Origin of the sequence: Brevundimonas phoenicis, from assembly GCF_047237745.1 — a bacterium.
Taxonomy (GTDB): domain Bacteria; phylum Pseudomonadota; class Alphaproteobacteria; order Caulobacterales; family Caulobacteraceae; genus Brevundimonas.
Window position 1 is genome coordinate 2,933,531 of sequence record NZ_JBDFLN010000001.1, and the last position, 15,878, is coordinate 2,949,408.

A 15,878-nucleotide genomic window follows, 5' to 3' on the forward strand; every position below is an offset into this window, starting at 1 on the left:
GGCATCCTGGACTCTTGGAGACCAGTCCGCAGAGCGTCGCAGAATCCCGGATCGAGACGGGGCCGACGCCGACGAAGGGGGCCGCCGCGTCATGTATTCTTTCCGCCGGACGCGTCGTGCGTCTCTGTTCGCCTTCGCGCTTTGCGCCCTTGCTGCGACCGCAGCCCAGGCTGAAGATGTCGATACCTCTCGACCCTATGTCGCCGCTGGTGCAGACTCTGGCGCAGACGCCTCGCCGTCGCCCACGGCGCTGAGCAGCGAGGACCGGCTCAGCTACACCACCGCTTTCGACGCCCTGCGTCGCGGCGACCTGGAGCTGGCCCGCGCCTCGGCGCGTCAGGCCAAGGATCGCGTCCTGCTGGGTCAGGTCGAGTTCGAGCGCCTGTTCCACCCCAGCCACGTCGCCACCTATGACGAGCTGGCGGCCTGGCTCGAGACCTATTCCGACCTGCCGATGGCCGAGCGCGTCTATACCCTGGCGATGCGGCGTCTGCCTGACGGCGCGGCCGAGCCCAAGCGTCCCGGCGGCCTGCTGACCCGCACCTGGGCCAGCCTGACCGGTCCCGGCGACGGCGGCGTCAACGACCCGGCCAAGGCCGCGCGCGTAGCCCTGAACAACGACGACCTGGCCGGCGCCTACGCCACGGGCCAGCGGATCGGCGATTGGTGGACGGCGGGTCTGGCCGCCTGGCGCATGGAGCAGCACGCCGACGCCTTCCAGGCCTTCGAGCACGTCGCCCAGGATCCGACCGAGGATCCGTGGGTCCGTTCGGGCGGCGCCTTCTGGGCGGCGCGAGCGGCGGGCCAGTCGGGCCGACAGGACCGCGTGAACGAATACCTGCGCCAAGCCGCGCGCTGGCCGGCCACCTTCTACGGCCAGATCGCCCTACGCCAACTGGGCGAGGAGCCGGTGATCGAGAACCAGGGGCCCCGCCCCTATGAGGCGACGCTGCAGCGCGCTTCCTTCACGCCCGAGCCGATCGGCGTGGATGCGCGCGCGCTCAACGCCTTCATCCGCTCGGACGAGGACGCCCGCCGCACCGTCGCCCTGTATGAAGTCGGCCGCCGCAACGACGCCGAACAGGCGGCCCGCAACGGCCTGCGCGCCGCCAGCGGCGACAGCGCCGCGCGCCAGATGTGGGTCGGCCTGTATCGCCTGGTCGCGCCCGGCCGCGCCGCCCAGTCTGAGGCCAGCCGCATCGACGCCGTCCGCTATCCGATGCCGGACCTGCAGCCGATGGGCGGTTTCACCATTGAGAGGGCCCTCGTCTACGCCATCGCGCGCAAGGAGACGGACTTCAACGCCAGCGCCCGTTCCGGCGCCGGCGCCTATGGGCTTATGCAGGTGATGCCGACCACGGCCGCCCACATGACCGGCGACCAGGGCTATGTCCGCACGCCCCAGCGCCTGCTGGACCCGGCGGTGAACATGAAGCTGGGTCAGGACTATGTGAACCGCCTGTTCCAGATCGAATCCTTCCAGGGCGACCTGCTGAAGGCGGTGGCCTCGTACAACGCCGGGCCGGGGCCGATGCTGGCGGCGATCCGCAAGCTGGGCGCCGACGCCGATCCGCTGCTGCTGATCGAGACCATCGACGTGCCTCAGGCGCGCGAATACGTCGAGAAGGTCGTCGCGGCCTACTGGATCTATCAGCGCATGATGGGCGGGCCGGTGAAGACGCTGGACGCCGTGGCCTCGGGCGCGCGCGCCGTGCCGATCCGCCTGGATTACGTCCCGCCCGCCCCTGCGCCCTTGCAGGTGGCCGAGGCAGTGCTGGGCGGCGGCTCGCGCTGAAGCGCGAGCTTCAGATCATCAGGGACGCCAGTGAAGCCCAGACCAGGGCCAGAACGACCGCCGCCAAGACATAGGCGCGCGCCGTGCGCGCCCAGTCGGTGTTTCTGCTGATCGTACGCATGGCTCCGCCCCCTCGAGAACAAGCTGGACTGTAAGTCCGCTCTCTTAAACCCGCGTTCTCAGGATCGGTTAATCAACGTTAGATGACAGCGCCGCCGCTTCCCACTCGCGGAAGTGCGGCTGGGCCAGAAGGGCGGCGACATAGGCGGCGGCCGTCCCGTCGTCGCCGTGGGCCGACAGGTCGATCTGATAGTGGCGCACCCGCGCCGCCACGGGCGTGAAGAAGGCGTCGGCGATCGACCAGTCGCCGAACAGCCACGGCCCGCCCGCGCCGAAGCGTTCGCGCATCTGCGACCACAATGCGACCAGACGCGCCAGGTCGCGGTCCAGCCCCGGATCGGACGGCGCCGAGCTGCGCGCATCCCCGGCCATCGGATGATCCGGCCCCATGCCGCACAGGTCGCGCAGGGCGTGGAAGCCGGAGTGCATCTCGGCCGTCGCCGAACGGGCCAGGGCGCGCGCGATCGGATCGACCGGCCACAGATGCGCCTCGGGATAGCGTTCGGCCGCCCATTCGCTGATGGACAGGGTGTCCCAGATCGTCTCGTCCTCGACCTTCAGCAGCGGCACGAAGCCCGAGGGCGACAGACGTCGCAGTTCAGCTTTTTCAGCCTCGGAGCGATACCAGACCTCGCGCGTGTCGAAGACGGCGCCTGCGCGCCTCAACACCAGCCACGGCCGCAGGGACCAGGTGGAGAAGAGGCGCGGCCCGACGATCAGTTCCATGGCGAAGCTCCGAGGCTGTCGCCGTGATTAATGGCTGGAGGCGAGCTTCAGCACAACCAGGCCGCTGACGATCAGCACGGCGCCGATGACGCGCATCGGCGTAATAGGCTCGCCCAGGACGGCGATGCCGACGACGAAGGCGCCGACGGCGCCGATGCCGGTCCAGATCACATAGGCCGTGCCCAGCGGCAACGTCTTCATCGAGATCGACAACAGGCCGAAGCTGATGATCATGAAACCGATGGTGCCGATGGTCGGCCAGGGCTTGGTGAAGCCCTCGGAGGCCTTCATCAGGAAGGCCCAGACGATCTCGAACAGACCGGCGAGAAGAAGGAAAATCCAGGCCATGACGTGCTCCTTGCATGGCATGCCGGGTCGTCCCAGCGTCATGCCCACTGATGGGAGAGGTCGTCCTCTGAGCGCGCCCTATTTGGGACAGGAGCGCGGCAAGTCAAGGTTTCCACACGCCGCGCCGTCGATCCGGTCGCCGGTGATGCCCAAAAGCCTCCATTCCCGCACGGCGAACCTTGACTCATGGCCCCTCGCGCACGACACGACCGGTCCATGATCACGCGCTATTCCCGCCCCGACGCCGTCGCCATCTGGTCGCAAGAGACCAAGTACAAGATCTGGTTCGAGATCGAGGCCCACGCCGCCACCAAGATGGCCGAGCTGGGCGTGATCCCGAAGGAATCGGCCGAGGCCATCTGGGCCAACGGCAAGGACGCGACCTTCGACGCCGACCGCATCGACGAGATCGAGCGCACCACCAAGCACGACGTCATCGCCTTCCTGACCCACGTCGCCGAAATCGTCGGCGAGGAAGCCCGCTTCCTGCACCAGGGCATGACCTCTTCGGACGTGCTGGACACCTGTTTCGCGGTGCAGCTGGCGCGCTCGACCGACCTGCTGCTGGACGGCGTTGATCGCGTCCTGGCCGCGCTGGAGACCCGCGCCAAGGAGCACAAATACACCCCGACCGTGGGCCGCTCGCACGGCATCCACGCCGAGCCGGTGACCTTCGGCCTGAAGCTGGCCGGCTATCACGCCGAGTTCCAGCGCGCCAAGCGCCGCCTGATCACGGCCCGTGAAGAAATCGCCACCTGCGCCATCTCGGGCGCCGTCGGCACCTTCGCCAACGTCGATCCGGCCGTTGAACAATACGTCGCCGACCAGATGGGCCTCAGCGTCGAGCCGGTCTCGACCCAGGTGATCCCGCGCGACCGCCACGCCGCCTACTTCGCCGCCCTGGGCGTCGTCGCCTCCTCGGTCGAGCGTCTGGCCGTCGAAATCCGCCACCTGCAGCGCACGGAAGTCCTCGAAGCCGAGGAGTTCTTCGACAAGGGTCAGAAGGGCTCGTCGGCCATGCCACACAAGCGCAACCCGATCCTGACCGAGAACCTGACGGGCCTGGCCCGTCTGGTCCGCTCGGCCGTGACCCCGGCGATGGAGAACGTCGCCCTGTGGCACGAGCGGGACATCAGCCACTCCTCGGTCGAGCGCGGCATCGGCCCGGACGCCACCATCCACCTGGACTTCGCCCTGCACCGTCTGGCGGGCGTCATCGAGCGCCTGAACGTCTACCCTGAGAACATGCAGAAGAACCTCGACCGTCTGGGCGGCCTGGTCTTCTCGCAACGGGTCATGCTGGCCCTGACCCAGGCGGGCGTCTCGCGCGAGGACGCCTATGCGGCGGTTCAGGAGAACGCCATGAAGGTCTGGCGCGGCGAAGGCGTCTTCATCGACTTCCTGAAGGCCGACCCGCGCGTCACCCTGCCCCACGACGAGCTGGAGGCCCTGTTCGACCTCGGCTACCATACGAAGAACGTGGACGTGGTGTTCCAGCGGGTGTTCGGAAGCTGAACTGACATGAACAAATCCCTCGTCCTCAGACTGAACCCAGCTTTGGACGAGGGGCGGCTTGCGCGCGCCTACCTGGAACACGGCATCGTTCAGATCGCCAACATCTTCGAGCCGGAGACAGCTGAGTATCTGACGCAGATACTTGAACAGCATACGCCCTGGGGGATGGCGTACCAGGACGCGGGCGGTCCCAAGGCTCTGACGGCCGATCAACTCAAAAGCGCGGATCATGACCAACTACGGCAGGCGTTAAAGGCCATGCTTGACCGCACCGGGGACGGCTACGGCTTTCTCTACCGGTGCTATCCGATGCTGACCGCCTATCTGGAAAGGCGAGATCCAGGCCACCCCATCCACGCCCTGACAGAATTCCTGACCAGTCCCGCCTTCATCGAGTTCGGCGCGCGCGTCACCGGCCAGCCCCAAGTCGTCAAAGCGGACTCCCAGGCGACCTATTACCGTCCAGGCGACTTCATCGGCCTGCACACCGACGTGGGTTCGGAGCCGAGCAATCGCTTGACCGCCTACACCCTCGGTTTCACACGACGCTGGCGCGAAGACTGGGGCGGGCAACTTCTTTTTCATGACGAGAACGGCGACATCCAACGAGGCTACGCCCCGCGCTGGAATACGTTGACGCTGTTCCGCGTGCCGCAGCCGCACTCGGTCGCCCCGGTGGCCGGCTACGCCAAGGCGCCTCGCCTCTCGATCGTCGGCTGGCTCAGAGACAAGGGGTGATGTCCCTCGTCGCAACGAAACAGGCCTTCCCCCCCGTCGTCGATGAGCGCACCCGCCTGCTGATCCTCGGCAGCCTGCCCGGCGACGCCTCGCTGAGGGCGGCGCAGTATTACGCCCATCCGCGCAACGCCTTCTGGCGGCTAATCGGGGCGGTGATCGGGGCGGATCTGATCACCGTGCCCTATGAGGCGCGGCTGGAGACCCTGTGGACGCACGGCGTGGGGCTCTGGGACGTGATCGCGTCAGCTGAGCGGCGGGGCAGCCTGGACGCAGCCATCCGCAACCCTCAGGTCGCCGACTTGATCGCCCTGACGAACCGACTTCCGGCCTTGCGCGCCGTGGCTTTCAACGGCGGAAAGGCGGCGCGCGCCGGGCGCCCCATGCTGGAAGGCGCCACAACGGCCGAGTTGATCGACCTGCCCTCCTCCAGCCCCGCCCACGCGCGTCCGTTCGAGGAAAAGCTGGGCCGATGGTCCGTCCTGAACGCCTGTCTGGATTGACCGACGAAGCCGCCCGTTCACGGGCCGCGCCGGAAAATTTGACGCCCGCCGCATCCTTTTTCGGGTCTGAGCCGTAATCCCCTCCGACGCGGGCGCCGCCCGTTCACCGAAGGAGAGAAGCCATGACGACCTATCGCACCGCCGCGTTTGCGGCTGTTTCGACCGTCGCCCTGCTGGCGCTGGCCGCCTGCGGTCAAAACGACGCCAAGAAGGAGCCCGCACCCGTCGAGACCCCGGCCCCGTCAGCAGCCCCCGCCACGACCGAGCCGATGGTCGGCGGCGTGGCCATGAACCCGTCCGACAATATCGTCGCCAACGCCGCCAAGGCTCCGAACCTGACTACCCTGGTCAGCGCGATCCAGACCGCCGGCCTGACGGAACGGTTGCAGGGGGCCGGCCCCTTCACTGTCTTCGCCCCCGACAACGCCGCCTTCGAGAAAATTCCCGCCGCCACGCGCGAGGGCTGGATGCAGCCGGCCCAAAAGGCGGCGCTGACCAAGCTGCTGACCTATCACGTCGTGCCCGGCCGCCTGACGGCCGCCGACATCGCCGCCCAGGCCCAGGCCAACGGCGGAACCGCCACCCTGACCACGGTTCAGGGCGAGAAGCTGACGGTCAAGGACGCCGGCGGCGGTCAGTGGCGGATCACCGACGCCAAGGGCGGAACCTCGACCATCACCCAGGCCGACGTGGCCCAGTCGAATGGGGTGGTTCACATCGTCGACACGGTGCTGATGCCGAAATAGGACATCGGATCGAACCGACCGGCCGCGGGCGCGTTGTTCGGATGCGCCCCGGCGCCTCCGGTCCCTTCCGTTTCCCCGGCGGGAGGCAGATCGAAGAAGGGCCGCAACCGTCGCCGGTTGCGGCCCTTGTGTCATTCGATTGCGATGCGGTTATTCGCCCGCCCGGATCTGTTCGCGCGCGATCGAGGCCAGTTCGTCCATCTTGGAGCGCAACTCGCCCTCGGACACCGTCATGCCCGAAGCCTTGAAATCGCCGGCCACCTTGCGGAAGACGTCTTCCTCGCCCGGCTGTTCGAAGTCGGCGCGGACCACGGCGGCGGCGTATTGCTCGGCGCTCTCAGGCGACAGGCCCATCTTCTCGGCAGCCCAAAGGCCCAGCATCTTGTTGCGACGCGCGATGGCCTTGAATTCCTGTTCCTGATCGAGGGCGTATTTGGCCTCAAAGGCCTGTTCCCGATCGTCGAAGGTCGTCATGCGCGTCGTAACTCCAGTCACGGACGAGTCTTGTCCGCAAACGGCTCTATGGCCCCCGGCGCGACCGAACGCAACCAGACTTCGGTCGCGTAGGCTGACGCAGGGTCGCTTCAGGATATTTGTGTCACAGACGCCCTTCGGCTAAAGGGCGCGTGGTTCTATATAGCCGCCGTCGATTCAGGAACCGCGCCGCCCCGACCTTCGGGCCGCGCGTTTTTCGTTTTGAGGCCGTCCGTTTCCTTCCCCCCGGGGCCCAAAGATGAACACCAAGCGCAAGAAGCTCTACGAGGGCAAGGCCAAGATCCTGTACGAGGGGCCCGAGCCGGGCACGCTGATCCAGTATTTCAAGGACGACGCAACCGCCTTCAACGCGCAGAAGAAGGCGACCCTGGAAGGCAAGGGCGTCATCAATAACCGCATCAGCGAATTCATCATGTCGCGCCTGAACTCGATCGGCGTGACCAACCACTTCATCAAGCGCCTGAACCTGCGCGAGCAGCTGATCCGCGAAGTCGAGATCATTCCGCTGGAAGTGGTGTGCCGCAACGTCGTCGCCGGCTCGCTGGCCCAGCGCCTGGGCCAGGAAGAGGGCACGCCCCTGCCCCGTTCGATCATCGAATTCTACTACAAGAAGGATGAGCTGAACGACCCGATGGTGACCGAAGAGCACATCACCGCGTTCAACTGGGCCACGACGCAGGAGCTGGACGACATCCTGGCCATGACGGTGCGGGTGAACGACTATCTGTGCGGCATGTTCGGCGCTGTCGGCATCACCCTGGTGGACTTCAAGATCGAGTTCGGCCGCGTGTGGGAGAACGACTTCGCCCGCGTCATCCTGGCCGACGAAATCAGCCCCGACTCGTGCCGCCTGTGGGATTCGACCACGGGCGAGAAGCTGGACAAGGACCGCTTCCGCCGCGACATGGGCGACGTCATCGAAAGCTACACCGAGGTGGCCCGCCGCCTCGGCATCATGAAGGACATGCCGACCGTGATTCAGGGAGGGCTGCATTAATGGCCAAGGTTAAAGTTCACGTCTTCCTCAAGCCCGGCGTGCTGGACGTCCAGGGCAAGGCCGTCGAAGGCGCCCTGCAGGGCCTGGGCTGGAACGGCGTCTCGGGCGCCCGCGTCGGCAAGCTGATCGAGTTCGACCTCGACGACGCCGTCGCCGACAAGGAGGCCGAGGTCAAGCGCATGTGCGAGACCCTGCTGGCCAATACAGTCATCGAAAGCTACCGGATCGAAATCGCCTGAGGGCGATGACGGTCCAGACGATCAAGGCCGCTCGATAGAGCGGCCTTTTTCTATGCCCGCCGACCTAGCCGCACAGGTAATCCCGGCTCAGCGGCGCGGCCGTTTGCTTCTTCGTCAGTTGAAGCTGGAACACCATGTGGCCCAGCTCGCGGAAGGCGACCTCGCTGGCGGCGAGGTAGAACTCCCACATCCGGCAGAAGCGTTCGTCATACATGGCCAGAGCCTCGCCGCGCCGGGCCAGAAACCGCTCGCGCCAATGCCTCAGGGTCTCGGCGTAGTGCAGACGCAGCACCTCCATGTCCGTGACCCACAGGCCCGCGCGCTCGATGGCGGGCAGCACCTCGGACAGGGCGGGGATATAGCCGCCGGGGAAGATGTATTTGCGCACCCACGGCTGGGTGCGGTTGGGCGGCGACTTGCGGCCGATGGAATGGATCACCGCCACCCCGTCGTCGTCCAACAGCCGGGTGACCGTGTCGAAATACTCCTGATAGTTCGGCACGCCGACGTGCTCGAACATCCCCACCGATATGATGCGGTCGAAGGTCTGATCCAGGTCGCGATAGTCCTGAAGCCGAAAATCGGCCCGGTCGGTGACGCCCAGCGCTGTCGCCCGTTCATTGGCCGTGCGGTGCTGTTCGGTGGACAGGGTGACGCCGGTCACGCGCGCCCCGCGCTCGACCATCGACAGGCCCAGCCCGCCCCAGCCGGCGCCGATGTCCAGGGCGCGATGCCCCGGCTCCAGCAGCAGCTTGTCGATCAGGCGGCGCTTCTTGGCGACCTGGGCCTCTTCCAAACTGGCGTCCGGCGTCTCGAAGAAGGCGCAGGAGTATTGCAGGTCTTCGTCCAGGAACAGGCGATAGAAATCGACCGTCAGGTCATAGTGATGGCTGACGTTGCTGCGCGCGTGCAGCCGATCGTTGGCCTGCTCCGCCCCGCGCTTGAGCCGCTGTATCCAGGTCAGCTTGGGCGAGCGCGGCCGAAGCGCCAGTTGCGAGGTCGTCAGTTGCAGGAAGTCATAGATGCTTCCGCCCTCGATCCGGAATGTCCCGTCCATGAAGGCTTCGCCCAGGGCCAGGTCAGGATTGGCGGCGATGGCGACGGCGGTCTTCATGTCCGTCAGCACGGCCGTCAGTTCCGGTTCGCCCGGCCCCGCCGTCAGCTCACGCCCGTCCGGAAGCCGCACCCGGATCGACCGCGTCTGAAAGGTTCGGTCCAACAGGGCTTGCAGCATCCCGTTCCTCCGCTCATCAAGACAGCTTGACCTTAGCTAGGGACAGAATGTCGCGACGCAACGCCCGTGGCGAGTCTTCCGTTAGTTTGGGCATCCGAATCCGCCGTCAAAGGAAGAGCGCGCCATGAGCTTCACCGTCACATCGACCAACTTTTCCGACGGAGGCGTCCTGCCTGACGCCCAGGTCAAGGCGCTGGGAAACACCTCGCCCCAACTGTCGTGGTCCGGCGCGCCCGAAGGGACCAGGAGCTTCGCCGTCACCTGCTATGATCCCGACGCCCCGACCGGCTCGGGCTTTTGGCACTGGACGGTCGCCAACATCTCGGCGGACGTGAACGCCCTGGCCGCCGGTGCGGGCGCCGTTGGCGGAGCGAACCTGCCCAAGGGCGCCGTCCAGGGGCGCACCGACTATGGCGAGGCCGGTTTCGGCGGCGCCGCCCCGCCGCCCGGCCACGGCCCGCACCGCTACATCTTCACCGTCTTCGCCGTGGACGTGGAACGGCTGGACGTGACGGAAGATAACTCGGGCGCGATCTTCGGCTTCAATCTGCACTTCCACACCCTGGCCAAGGCGTCGATCACGGCGACCTACGAGAACCGAGGCTGACCAGCCGACACAAAGCGTGATGACCGCTTCGACGCCGCCCCGGTTGATGCCGTGGGCGGCGTCCTTATTTTGCAGCGCAACCTCCCCTTGCTGCATCGCGACAATCCATGGCCCCTGCCGACGCCCCCTGCCTCGACGATCCGCGCTGCGCCGCGTCCATTCCCGACGAGCGCGTGGCCGAACCGGGCAAGGTGGCGCTGGTGCTGCTGGCGCTGGCCATGGGCGGCTTCGCTATCGGCGTGACCGAATTCGCCGCCATGAGCGTCCTGCCCGACTTCGCGGCGGGCCTGGGCGTCAGCGAACCGACGGCGGGCCATGTCATCAGCGCCTATGCCGCCGGGGTGGTCGTCGGGGCGCCGATCCTGGCCGTGCTAGGCGCGCGCCTGCCGCGCTGGCTGCTGCTGATCGGCTTCATGGCCCTGTTCGCCGTCGGCAACGCCCTGAGCGCCATCGCCCCGACCTATGAGTGGATGCTGGTCTTCCGCTTCCTCAGCGGCATTCCGCACGGCGCCTACTTCGGCGTGGCGGCCTTGGTCGCGGCGTCGCTGGTGCCGCTGCGGCTCAGGACGCGGGCCGTCTCGACCGTTCTGCTGGGCCTGACGGTCGCCACGGTGATCGGGGTGCCGGTCGCCAACGCCGTCAGCCACGCCTTCGGCTGGCGCTGGACCTTCGCCATCGTCAGCGTGCTGGCGGTGCTGACCATGGCCCTGGTCGCCCTGTTCGCGCCGCGCGATCCGGCCCATCCCGACGCCAGCCCCTGGCGCGAGCTGGGCGCCCTGAAGCGCGGCCAGGTGTGGCTGACGCTGGGCGTGGGCGCCGTCGGCTTCGGCGGCATGTTCGCGGTCTACGCCTATCTGGCCTCGACGCTGAAGGCGGTGACGGGCGTAGGGCCGGAAGTTCTGCCCTGGGTCTTCGCCCTGTTCGGCTTAGGGATGGTGGCGGGCAATCTGCTGGGCGCCTGGGCCGCCGACCGCTTCGGCATGATCGCGGCGGGCGGCCTGTTGCTGTGGAGCGCGGCGGCCCTGGCCCTCTACCCCTTCGCCGCGCCGCACCTGTGGGCCGTGATGATCGTGGTGGTGCTGATCGGCGGCGGCGGCGGGCTGGGTTCGGTGCTGCAGACCCGGCTGATGGACGTGGCCGGCGACGCCCAGACCCTGGCCGCCGCCCTGAATCACTCAGCCTTCAACACGGCCAACGCCATCGGCCCCCTGCTGGCGGGCATGGCCGTGGCGGCGGGCTGGGGCTGGACCTCGACCGGCTGGGTCGGGGTGGCGCTGTCTCTGGGCGGTTTCGCCGTCTGGGTCGTCGCCTGGGCGACGGGGCGCAAGGCGCAACAAAGCGACGCCTGACATTCGTCCCGAAGGGTGCTAGGAGGCCCGGCCATGAGCGCAGCTGTCATTGTATTCCCCGGTTCCAACTGCGATCGCGACTGCAAGGTCGCCGTCGAACGTTCCACTGGCGAACAGGTCCAGATGGTCTGGCACGCCGAGACCGAACTGCCCAAGGGCCTCGACCTGATCGTGCTGCCGGGCGGCTTCTCCTACGGCGACTATCTGCGCTGCGGCGCGATGGCGGCGCAGGCCCCGATCATGCAGGCGGTCAAGAAGGCCGCTGACGACGGCGTCACCGTGGTCGGCATCTGCAACGGCTTCCAGGTGCTGTGCGAAGCCGGGATGCTGCCGGGCGCCCTGATGCGCAACAGCAGCCTGAAATACATCTGCAAGCCGATCAGCATCACGGTCGCCAACGGCCAGACGCGCTTCACCTCGGGCTATCAGGGCCAGCGCGAAATCATCATGACCCAGGGCAACGCCGACGGTAACTACTTCGCCGACGAAGAGACCCTGAAGCGCATCGAGGGCGAGGGCCAGGTGGTCTTCCGCTACGTCGACAACCCCAACGGCTCGGTCGGCGACATCGCGGGCTTGCAGAATGAACGCGGCAACGTTCTGGGCATGATGCCCCACCCGGACCGCGCGTTCGAAGCCGAGCTGGGCAGCGCCGACGGCGCGACCCTGTTCCAAAGCATCTACGCGGCCGCCTAGATTTCGTTACGGTCCAGGACGCTGGCGCTGCGGCCGGCGTCGCCGACTTCGACCTCTGCCTCGACCGGTTCGCCGTCCTCGTCGACGGCGCGCTCCAAAGTGCCTTCGGCGCCGGATTCGTGGATTGCCGCCAGTTCGCGGGCGCCGACGCCCAGGCCCCGCTCCAGGGCGCGGTTGGTTTCGACTTCTTCCTCGAGCGTCTGCTCGATCGGTTCGGGCGCGTCGTTCGGATCAGGCATGGCGGCCTCCTTCTCGGTCTGCCTCAAAGCAAGGCGAAAAGCCGCGCGCAGGTTCCCTTGAACCTTCTTCGACGCGGCGCGTAGATACGGCGAAGCTGAGCCGGAGAGACGCATGACCGCCATCGAACGCCCCACCCCCGCCCAGCAGACGCGCCGCCTGGCCGTGCTGGCCGCCGCCGTCTTCGCCGTCATCGTTCCCGTCGTTCAGGCCCTGGGCGGTTTCGGCTTAAGCCAGGCGGAGTTCGCCGCCGACGGAAACCAGACGCTGCGGGTGGCCGGCTACGCCTTTTCGATCTGGAGCCTGCTCTATCTGGGCCTCCTAATCTACGCCGGGCGCCAGGCCCTGCCCCAGACAGGCGAGAGCGTGCTGATCAACCGCATGGGCTGGCCGTCTGTCGTAGCCTTCTTCGGCATCGGCTTCTGGATCGTCATGGCGGCGCTGAACCTGAAGGCGGCCAGCGTCGTCGTCATCCTGGCCTCGCTCCTGGCCCTGCTGCTGCCGATGCTGGCCAGCGCGCGCACCATCCGCGCGACCGGGACGGTGGAGCGCGACCGCTGGTTCCTGATCTGGCCGCTGGCGGCGCTGGCAGGGTGGCTGACCGTGGCGGCGCCGCTGAACCTGATCACCGTGGCGACGGCGTTCGAGGCCCTGCCCGCCGCCCTGTCGCCGACCGGCTGGGCCGTGCTGGCCGTGGTCGCGACCACCCTGGTCGGGATCGGCGTGACCTGGGCTCTGCGGACCCTGGCCTATCCCCTGCCCATCGCCTGGGGTCTGGTGGGGGCCTTCGTGGCCGAGCAGGAGGTCAAGCCGGTGCTGGCTTTCACGGCCCTGGCGGCCGCCTTTGCCCTGGTGGTGGCGGGGGTCATCATCGTCTTCGGTTTGAGACGCGGCGTCGAACGCCGGTGACGGGCTGACAGACGCCCCAGAGACGGCTAGAAGGCCCGCCCATGAGCGCGCCCCAAAAGACCATCGCCCAGCTGGCCGAAGAGTACGGCCTCGCCCCCAATGAATATCAAGTCCTGCTGGACCGGCTGGGCCGCGAGCCCAACCAGGTCGAGCTGGGCGTCTTCTCGGTCATGTGGTCCGAGCACTGCTCCTACAAGTCGTCCAAGAAGCAGCTGATGAAGTTCCCGGTGACGGGCGAGCGCGTCATCTGCGGCCCCGGCGAGAACGCGGGCGTGATCGACATCGACGACGGCGACGCCTGCATCTTCAAGATGGAGAGCCACAACCACCCCTCCTACATCGAGCCCTATCAGGGCGCGGCGACGGGCGTGGGCGGCATCATGCGCGACGTCTTCACCATGGGCGCGCGCCCGGTGGCTCTTCTGAACGCCCTGCGTTTCGGCGACCCGTCGCACGAGAAGTCCAAGCGTCTGGTCAAGGGCGTGGTCAGCGGCATCGGCGGCTACGGCAACTGCGTCGGCGTGCCGACCGTCTCGGGCGAGACCAACTTCCACAAGGGCTACAACGGCAACATCCTGGTCAACGCCATGTGCGTGGGCCTGGCCCGCGCCGATGAGATCTATTATTCGGCCGCGCCGGAAGCGGGCCACGACGTGGTCTATTTCGGCTCCAAGACCGGCCGCGACGGCATCCACGGTGCCACCATGTCCTCGGCCGAGTTCGACGACGAGTCGGACGCCAAGCGCCCGACGGTGCAGGTCGGCGACCCCTTCGCCGAGAAGCTGCTGATCGAGGCCACGCTGGAGCTGATGGCTTCGGGCGCCGTGGCCGCCATTCAGGACATGGGCGCGGCGGGTCTGACCTCGTCATCCGTCGAGATGGCGGGCAAGGGCGGCGTCGGCGTCGAACTGGACCTGGACAAGGTGCCTCAACGCGAAACCGGCATGACCGCCTATGAGATGATGCTGTCGGAAAGCCAGGAGCGCATGCTGGCGGTGCTGAGGCCCGGCTATGAAGACGTCGGCTATCGCATCTTCCAGAAGTGGGGTCTGGACTTCGCCATCATCGGCAAGACCACCAACACCGGCCATCTGGTGCTGAAGCACCACGGCGAGGTGGTCTGCGACGTGCCGCTGGCCCCGCTATTCGACGATGCGCCCCTGTACGACCGCCCGTGGGTCCAGCCCGAGCTGCAACCGCGCCTCGATCCGGCGGAAGTCCCGGCCCCGGACAGCTGGAATGACGCCGTGCTGAAGGTCGTCGCCTGCCCTGACATGGCGTCCAAGCGCTGGATCTGGGAGCAATACGACCGCCACGTCATGGCCGACACGCTGCAGGATTCCTCGACCGGCGCCGACGCAGGCGTGATCCGCGTCCACGGCACGGAAAAGGGCCTGGCCGTCACCTCGGACTGCACCCCGCGCTATGTCCAGGCCGACCCCTATGAAGGCGGCAAGCAGGCCGTGGCCGAGGCGTGGCGCAACCTGACCGCCGTCGGTTCGCGTCCCATCGCCATCACCGACAACCTGAACTTCGGCAACCCTCAGCGGCCCGAGATCATGGGCCAGATCGTGCGCGCCACCGACGGCATGGCCGAGGCCTGCCGCGAGCTGGACTTCCCGGTCGTGAGCGGCAACGTCAGCCTGTATAACGAGACCAACGGCGTCGCCATTCCGCCGACGCCGACCGTCGGCGCCGTGGGCCTGCTGACCAACTATGACGTGACCACCGGCTTCGGCGGCGCGGCCGAGGGCGACCAGTTGGTCCTGATCGGCCAGACGCACGGCGAACTGGGCGCTTCCATCTACCTGCGCGAAGTTCTGGGCCGCGAGGACGGCGCCCCGCCGCCGGTCGATCTGAAGCTGGAACGCAAGACCGGCGACTTCGTGCGCGGCCTGATCGAAGCGGGCGAGCTGACGGTCGTCCACGACCTGTCTGACGGCGGCCTGATCGGGGCGGCGGCGGACATCGCCCTGGCCTCGGACGTCGGCGTCGAACTGAACGCCTCCAGCCATACCCACGCCCACGCCTTCCTGTTCGGCGAGGACCAGGCCCGTTATCTGGTCGCCGTATCGGACGCCGACGCCCTGATCGCCAAGGCCAAGGATGCGGGGCTACACGCCTCGGTCGTGGGTCTGGTCAAGGGCGCGGACTTCGCCTCCTCGGGTCCGAAGGGCGAGCTGTTCCGCATCCCCGTCGCCCATGTGCGCGAATTCTACGAAGGCTGGATGCCGAACTGGATCGAAGGCTGATGCGCAGCGCCGCCCTCATCCTCGTCGTCTCGGGCGCCGCCCTGCTGTCGGCCTGCGAATTCGAGGGCGGCGATCCCGTCCAGCACGCCCTGCGCGACGCGGCCGCCGCCCGTCAGGCCGCCGCGCTGAAGACCACCGAGGAAGAAGAAGCTCAGGCGATCCGTCGCCCGACCGCCTCCGGCCCGGCTCTGCATGAGCCGGATGAACTGTCGCGCCTGATCGCCGCCCGTCGTCAGGCGGTGCAGGAGACGCGCACGGCGCTGACCGCCATCGCCGATCCGGCGTTGAAAGCCCAACTGACCGAAGACCTGAAGGCTGAAGAAGCCAGCCTGCGCGCGCTGGAAGCCCGCGCCGCCGCCAGAGCTTCCAACTAAC

At 67.5% G+C, this 15,878-nt stretch carries 18 protein-coding genes; 13 read left to right on the plus strand and 5 right to left on the minus strand.

Annotated features, from left to right (window positions below):
• Positions 1-91: 91 nt before the first annotated feature.
• Positions 92-1,795 carry a lytic transglycosylase domain-containing protein gene (locus tag ABC419_RS14720; RefSeq protein ID WP_412876981.1) on the plus strand — a complete coding sequence of 568 codons (1,704 nt, stop codon included), beginning with the start codon at positions 92-94 and terminating at the stop codon, positions 1,793-1,795.
• A gap of 189 nt (positions 1,796-1,984) precedes the next feature.
• On the opposite strand, the gene ABC419_RS14725 is transcribed toward ABC419_RS14720, so the two are convergent.
• Both ABC419_RS14725 and ABC419_RS14730 read right to left on the minus strand, forming a co-directional pair.
• The gene (locus ABC419_RS14725) at positions 1,985-2,641 is read right to left on the minus strand and encodes a glutathione S-transferase (protein WP_412876980.1); all 657 of its coding nucleotides are present in this window, start codon (positions 2,639-2,641) and stop codon (positions 1,985-1,987) included.
• 27 nt (positions 2,642-2,668) lie between these two features.
• Positions 2,669-2,989: a DMT family transporter gene (locus tag ABC419_RS14730; RefSeq protein WP_125901722.1), complete on the minus strand. Its 321-nt coding sequence runs from the start codon at positions 2,987-2,989 to the stop codon at positions 2,669-2,671.
• Between the two features lie 216 nt (positions 2,990-3,205).
• Between ABC419_RS14730 and purB the strand changes: the two genes are divergently transcribed.
• The 4 genes from purB to ABC419_RS14750 all read left to right on the plus strand — a co-directional run bounded on the left by purB (position 3,206) and on the right by ABC419_RS14750 (position 6,488).
• Entirely contained in the window at positions 3,206-4,504 is a 1,299-nt protein-coding gene (gene purB / locus ABC419_RS14735) for an adenylosuccinate lyase (protein ID WP_412876979.1), read from the plus strand.
• 42 nt (positions 4,505-4,546) lie between these two features.
• Positions 4,547-5,242, plus strand: a complete 696-nt coding sequence (locus ABC419_RS14740; RefSeq protein WP_412876978.1) for a 2OG-Fe(II) oxygenase — start codon at positions 4,547-4,549, stop codon at positions 5,240-5,242.
• Positions 5,242-5,742: a DNA-deoxyinosine glycosylase gene (locus tag ABC419_RS14745; protein WP_412876977.1), complete on the plus strand. Its 501-nt coding sequence runs from the start codon at positions 5,242-5,244 to the stop codon at positions 5,740-5,742. The genes ABC419_RS14740 and ABC419_RS14745 overlap by 1 nt, the downstream gene beginning before the upstream one ends.
• A 122-nt stretch (positions 5,743-5,864) precedes the next feature.
• Positions 5,865-6,488, plus strand: coding sequence for a fasciclin domain-containing protein (locus tag ABC419_RS14750; protein ID WP_313515837.1), 624 nt, complete (start codon positions 5,865-5,867; stop codon positions 6,486-6,488).
• Between the two features lie 150 nt (positions 6,489-6,638).
• Here the strand turns inward: ABC419_RS14750 and ABC419_RS14755 are convergent, their stop codons facing one another.
• Positions 6,639-6,962 (minus strand): DUF1476 domain-containing protein, encoded by a 324-nt coding sequence (locus ABC419_RS14755; protein ID WP_125901728.1) that lies wholly within the window; start codon positions 6,960-6,962, stop codon positions 6,639-6,641.
• Positions 6,963-7,221: 259 nt separating this feature from the next.
• Here ABC419_RS14755 and purC point away from each other — a divergent pair, with 259 nt between their 5' ends.
• Together purC and purS are read left to right on the plus strand one after the other, a co-directional pair.
• A complete protein-coding gene (gene purC / locus ABC419_RS14760; protein ID WP_003165779.1) occupies positions 7,222-7,980 on the plus strand; it encodes a phosphoribosylaminoimidazolesuccinocarboxamide synthase in 759 nt (252 codons plus the stop codon).
• Positions 7,980-8,219 (plus strand): phosphoribosylformylglycinamidine synthase subunit PurS, encoded by a 240-nt coding sequence (gene purS, locus ABC419_RS14765; RefSeq protein ID WP_125901729.1) that lies wholly within the window; start codon positions 7,980-7,982, stop codon positions 8,217-8,219. The genes purC and purS overlap by 1 nt, the downstream gene beginning before the upstream one ends.
• A 64-nt stretch (positions 8,220-8,283) precedes the next feature.
• Here the strand turns inward: purS and ABC419_RS14770 are convergent, their stop codons facing one another.
• The gene (locus tag ABC419_RS14770) at positions 8,284-9,453 is read right to left on the minus strand and encodes a class I SAM-dependent methyltransferase (RefSeq protein ID WP_412876976.1); all 1,170 of its coding nucleotides are present in this window, start codon (positions 9,451-9,453) and stop codon (positions 8,284-8,286) included.
• 124 nt (positions 9,454-9,577) lie between these two features.
• On the opposite strand from ABC419_RS14770, the gene ABC419_RS14775 reads away from it, so the two are divergent.
• From ABC419_RS14775 to purQ, 3 genes are all read left to right on the plus strand, one after another.
• Positions 9,578-10,060 (plus strand): YbhB/YbcL family Raf kinase inhibitor-like protein, encoded by a 483-nt coding sequence (locus tag ABC419_RS14775; RefSeq protein WP_412876975.1) that lies wholly within the window; start codon positions 9,578-9,580, stop codon positions 10,058-10,060.
• Between the two features lie 107 nt (positions 10,061-10,167).
• Positions 10,168-11,409: an MFS transporter gene (locus ABC419_RS14780; protein WP_412876974.1), complete on the plus strand. Its 1,242-nt coding sequence runs from the start codon at positions 10,168-10,170 to the stop codon at positions 11,407-11,409.
• Between the two features lie 33 nt (positions 11,410-11,442).
• Positions 11,443-12,105, plus strand: coding sequence for a phosphoribosylformylglycinamidine synthase subunit PurQ (gene purQ / locus ABC419_RS14785; RefSeq protein WP_292057132.1), 663 nt, complete (start codon positions 11,443-11,445; stop codon positions 12,103-12,105).
• Here purQ and ABC419_RS14790 read toward each other — a convergent pair.
• Positions 12,102-12,344: a hypothetical protein gene (locus tag ABC419_RS14790; protein WP_412876973.1), complete on the minus strand. Its 243-nt coding sequence runs from the start codon at positions 12,342-12,344 to the stop codon at positions 12,102-12,104. The genes purQ and ABC419_RS14790 overlap by 4 nt on opposite strands.
• A 112-nt stretch (positions 12,345-12,456) precedes the next feature.
• Here ABC419_RS14790 and ABC419_RS14795 point away from each other — a divergent pair, with 112 nt between their 5' ends.
• From ABC419_RS14795 to ABC419_RS14805, 3 genes are read left to right on the plus strand one after another with little or no spacing between them, the layout of a single operon-like run.
• The gene (locus ABC419_RS14795; protein WP_412876972.1) at positions 12,457-13,251 is read left to right on the plus strand and encodes a TspO-related membrane protein; all 795 of its coding nucleotides are present in this window, start codon (positions 12,457-12,459) and stop codon (positions 13,249-13,251) included.
• 41 nt (positions 13,252-13,292) lie between these two features.
• Positions 13,293-15,503, plus strand: a complete 2,211-nt coding sequence (gene purL, locus ABC419_RS14800) for a phosphoribosylformylglycinamidine synthase subunit PurL (RefSeq protein ID WP_412876971.1) — start codon at positions 13,293-13,295, stop codon at positions 15,501-15,503.
• On the plus strand, positions 15,503-15,877 hold the full coding sequence (locus ABC419_RS14805) for an indole-3-glycerol-phosphate synthase (RefSeq protein ID WP_412876970.1): 375 nt from the start codon (positions 15,503-15,505) through the stop codon (positions 15,875-15,877). Before purL ends, ABC419_RS14805 begins: the two co-directional genes overlap by 1 nt.
• Position 15,878: the final 1 nt, after the last annotated feature.

Excerpts from the sequence above, each read along its gene's own strand:
- ABC419_RS14720 (WP_412876981.1), top strand. The coding sequence starts at position 92 with ATGTATTCTTTCCGCCGGACGCGTCGTGCGTCTCTGTTCGCCTTCGCG.
- ABC419_RS14725 (WP_412876980.1), bottom strand. The coding sequence starts at position 2,641 with ATGGAACTGATCGTCGGGCCGCGCCTCTTCTCCACCTGGTCCCTGCGG.
- ABC419_RS14730 (WP_125901722.1), bottom strand. The coding sequence starts at position 2,989 with ATGGCCTGGATTTTCCTTCTTCTCGCCGGTCTGTTCGAGATCGTCTGG.
- purB (WP_412876979.1), top strand. The coding sequence starts at position 3,206 with ATGATCACGCGCTATTCCCGCCCCGACGCCGTCGCCATCTGGTCGCAA.
- ABC419_RS14745 (WP_412876977.1), top strand. The coding sequence starts at position 5,242 with ATGTCCCTCGTCGCAACGAAACAGGCCTTCCCCCCCGTCGTCGATGAG.
- ABC419_RS14750 (WP_313515837.1), top strand. The coding sequence starts at position 5,865 with ATGACGACCTATCGCACCGCCGCGTTTGCGGCTGTTTCGACCGTCGCC.
- ABC419_RS14755 (WP_125901728.1), bottom strand. The coding sequence starts at position 6,962 with ATGACGACCTTCGACGATCGGGAACAGGCCTTTGAGGCCAAATACGCC.
- purC (WP_003165779.1), top strand. The coding sequence starts at position 7,222 with ATGAACACCAAGCGCAAGAAGCTCTACGAGGGCAAGGCCAAGATCCTG.
- purS (WP_125901729.1), top strand. The coding sequence starts at position 7,980 with ATGGCCAAGGTTAAAGTTCACGTCTTCCTCAAGCCCGGCGTGCTGGAC.
- ABC419_RS14770 (WP_412876976.1), bottom strand. The coding sequence starts at position 9,453 with ATGCTGCAAGCCCTGTTGGACCGAACCTTTCAGACGCGGTCGATCCGG.
- ABC419_RS14775 (WP_412876975.1), top strand. The coding sequence starts at position 9,578 with ATGAGCTTCACCGTCACATCGACCAACTTTTCCGACGGAGGCGTCCTG.
- ABC419_RS14780 (WP_412876974.1), top strand. The coding sequence starts at position 10,168 with ATGGCCCCTGCCGACGCCCCCTGCCTCGACGATCCGCGCTGCGCCGCG.
- purQ (WP_292057132.1), top strand. The coding sequence starts at position 11,443 with ATGAGCGCAGCTGTCATTGTATTCCCCGGTTCCAACTGCGATCGCGAC.
- ABC419_RS14790 (WP_412876973.1), bottom strand. The coding sequence starts at position 12,344 with ATGCCTGATCCGAACGACGCGCCCGAACCGATCGAGCAGACGCTCGAG.
- ABC419_RS14795 (WP_412876972.1), top strand. The coding sequence starts at position 12,457 with ATGACCGCCATCGAACGCCCCACCCCCGCCCAGCAGACGCGCCGCCTG.
- purL (WP_412876971.1), top strand. The coding sequence starts at position 13,293 with ATGAGCGCGCCCCAAAAGACCATCGCCCAGCTGGCCGAAGAGTACGGC.
- ABC419_RS14805 (WP_412876970.1), top strand. The coding sequence starts at position 15,503 with ATGCGCAGCGCCGCCCTCATCCTCGTCGTCTCGGGCGCCGCCCTGCTG.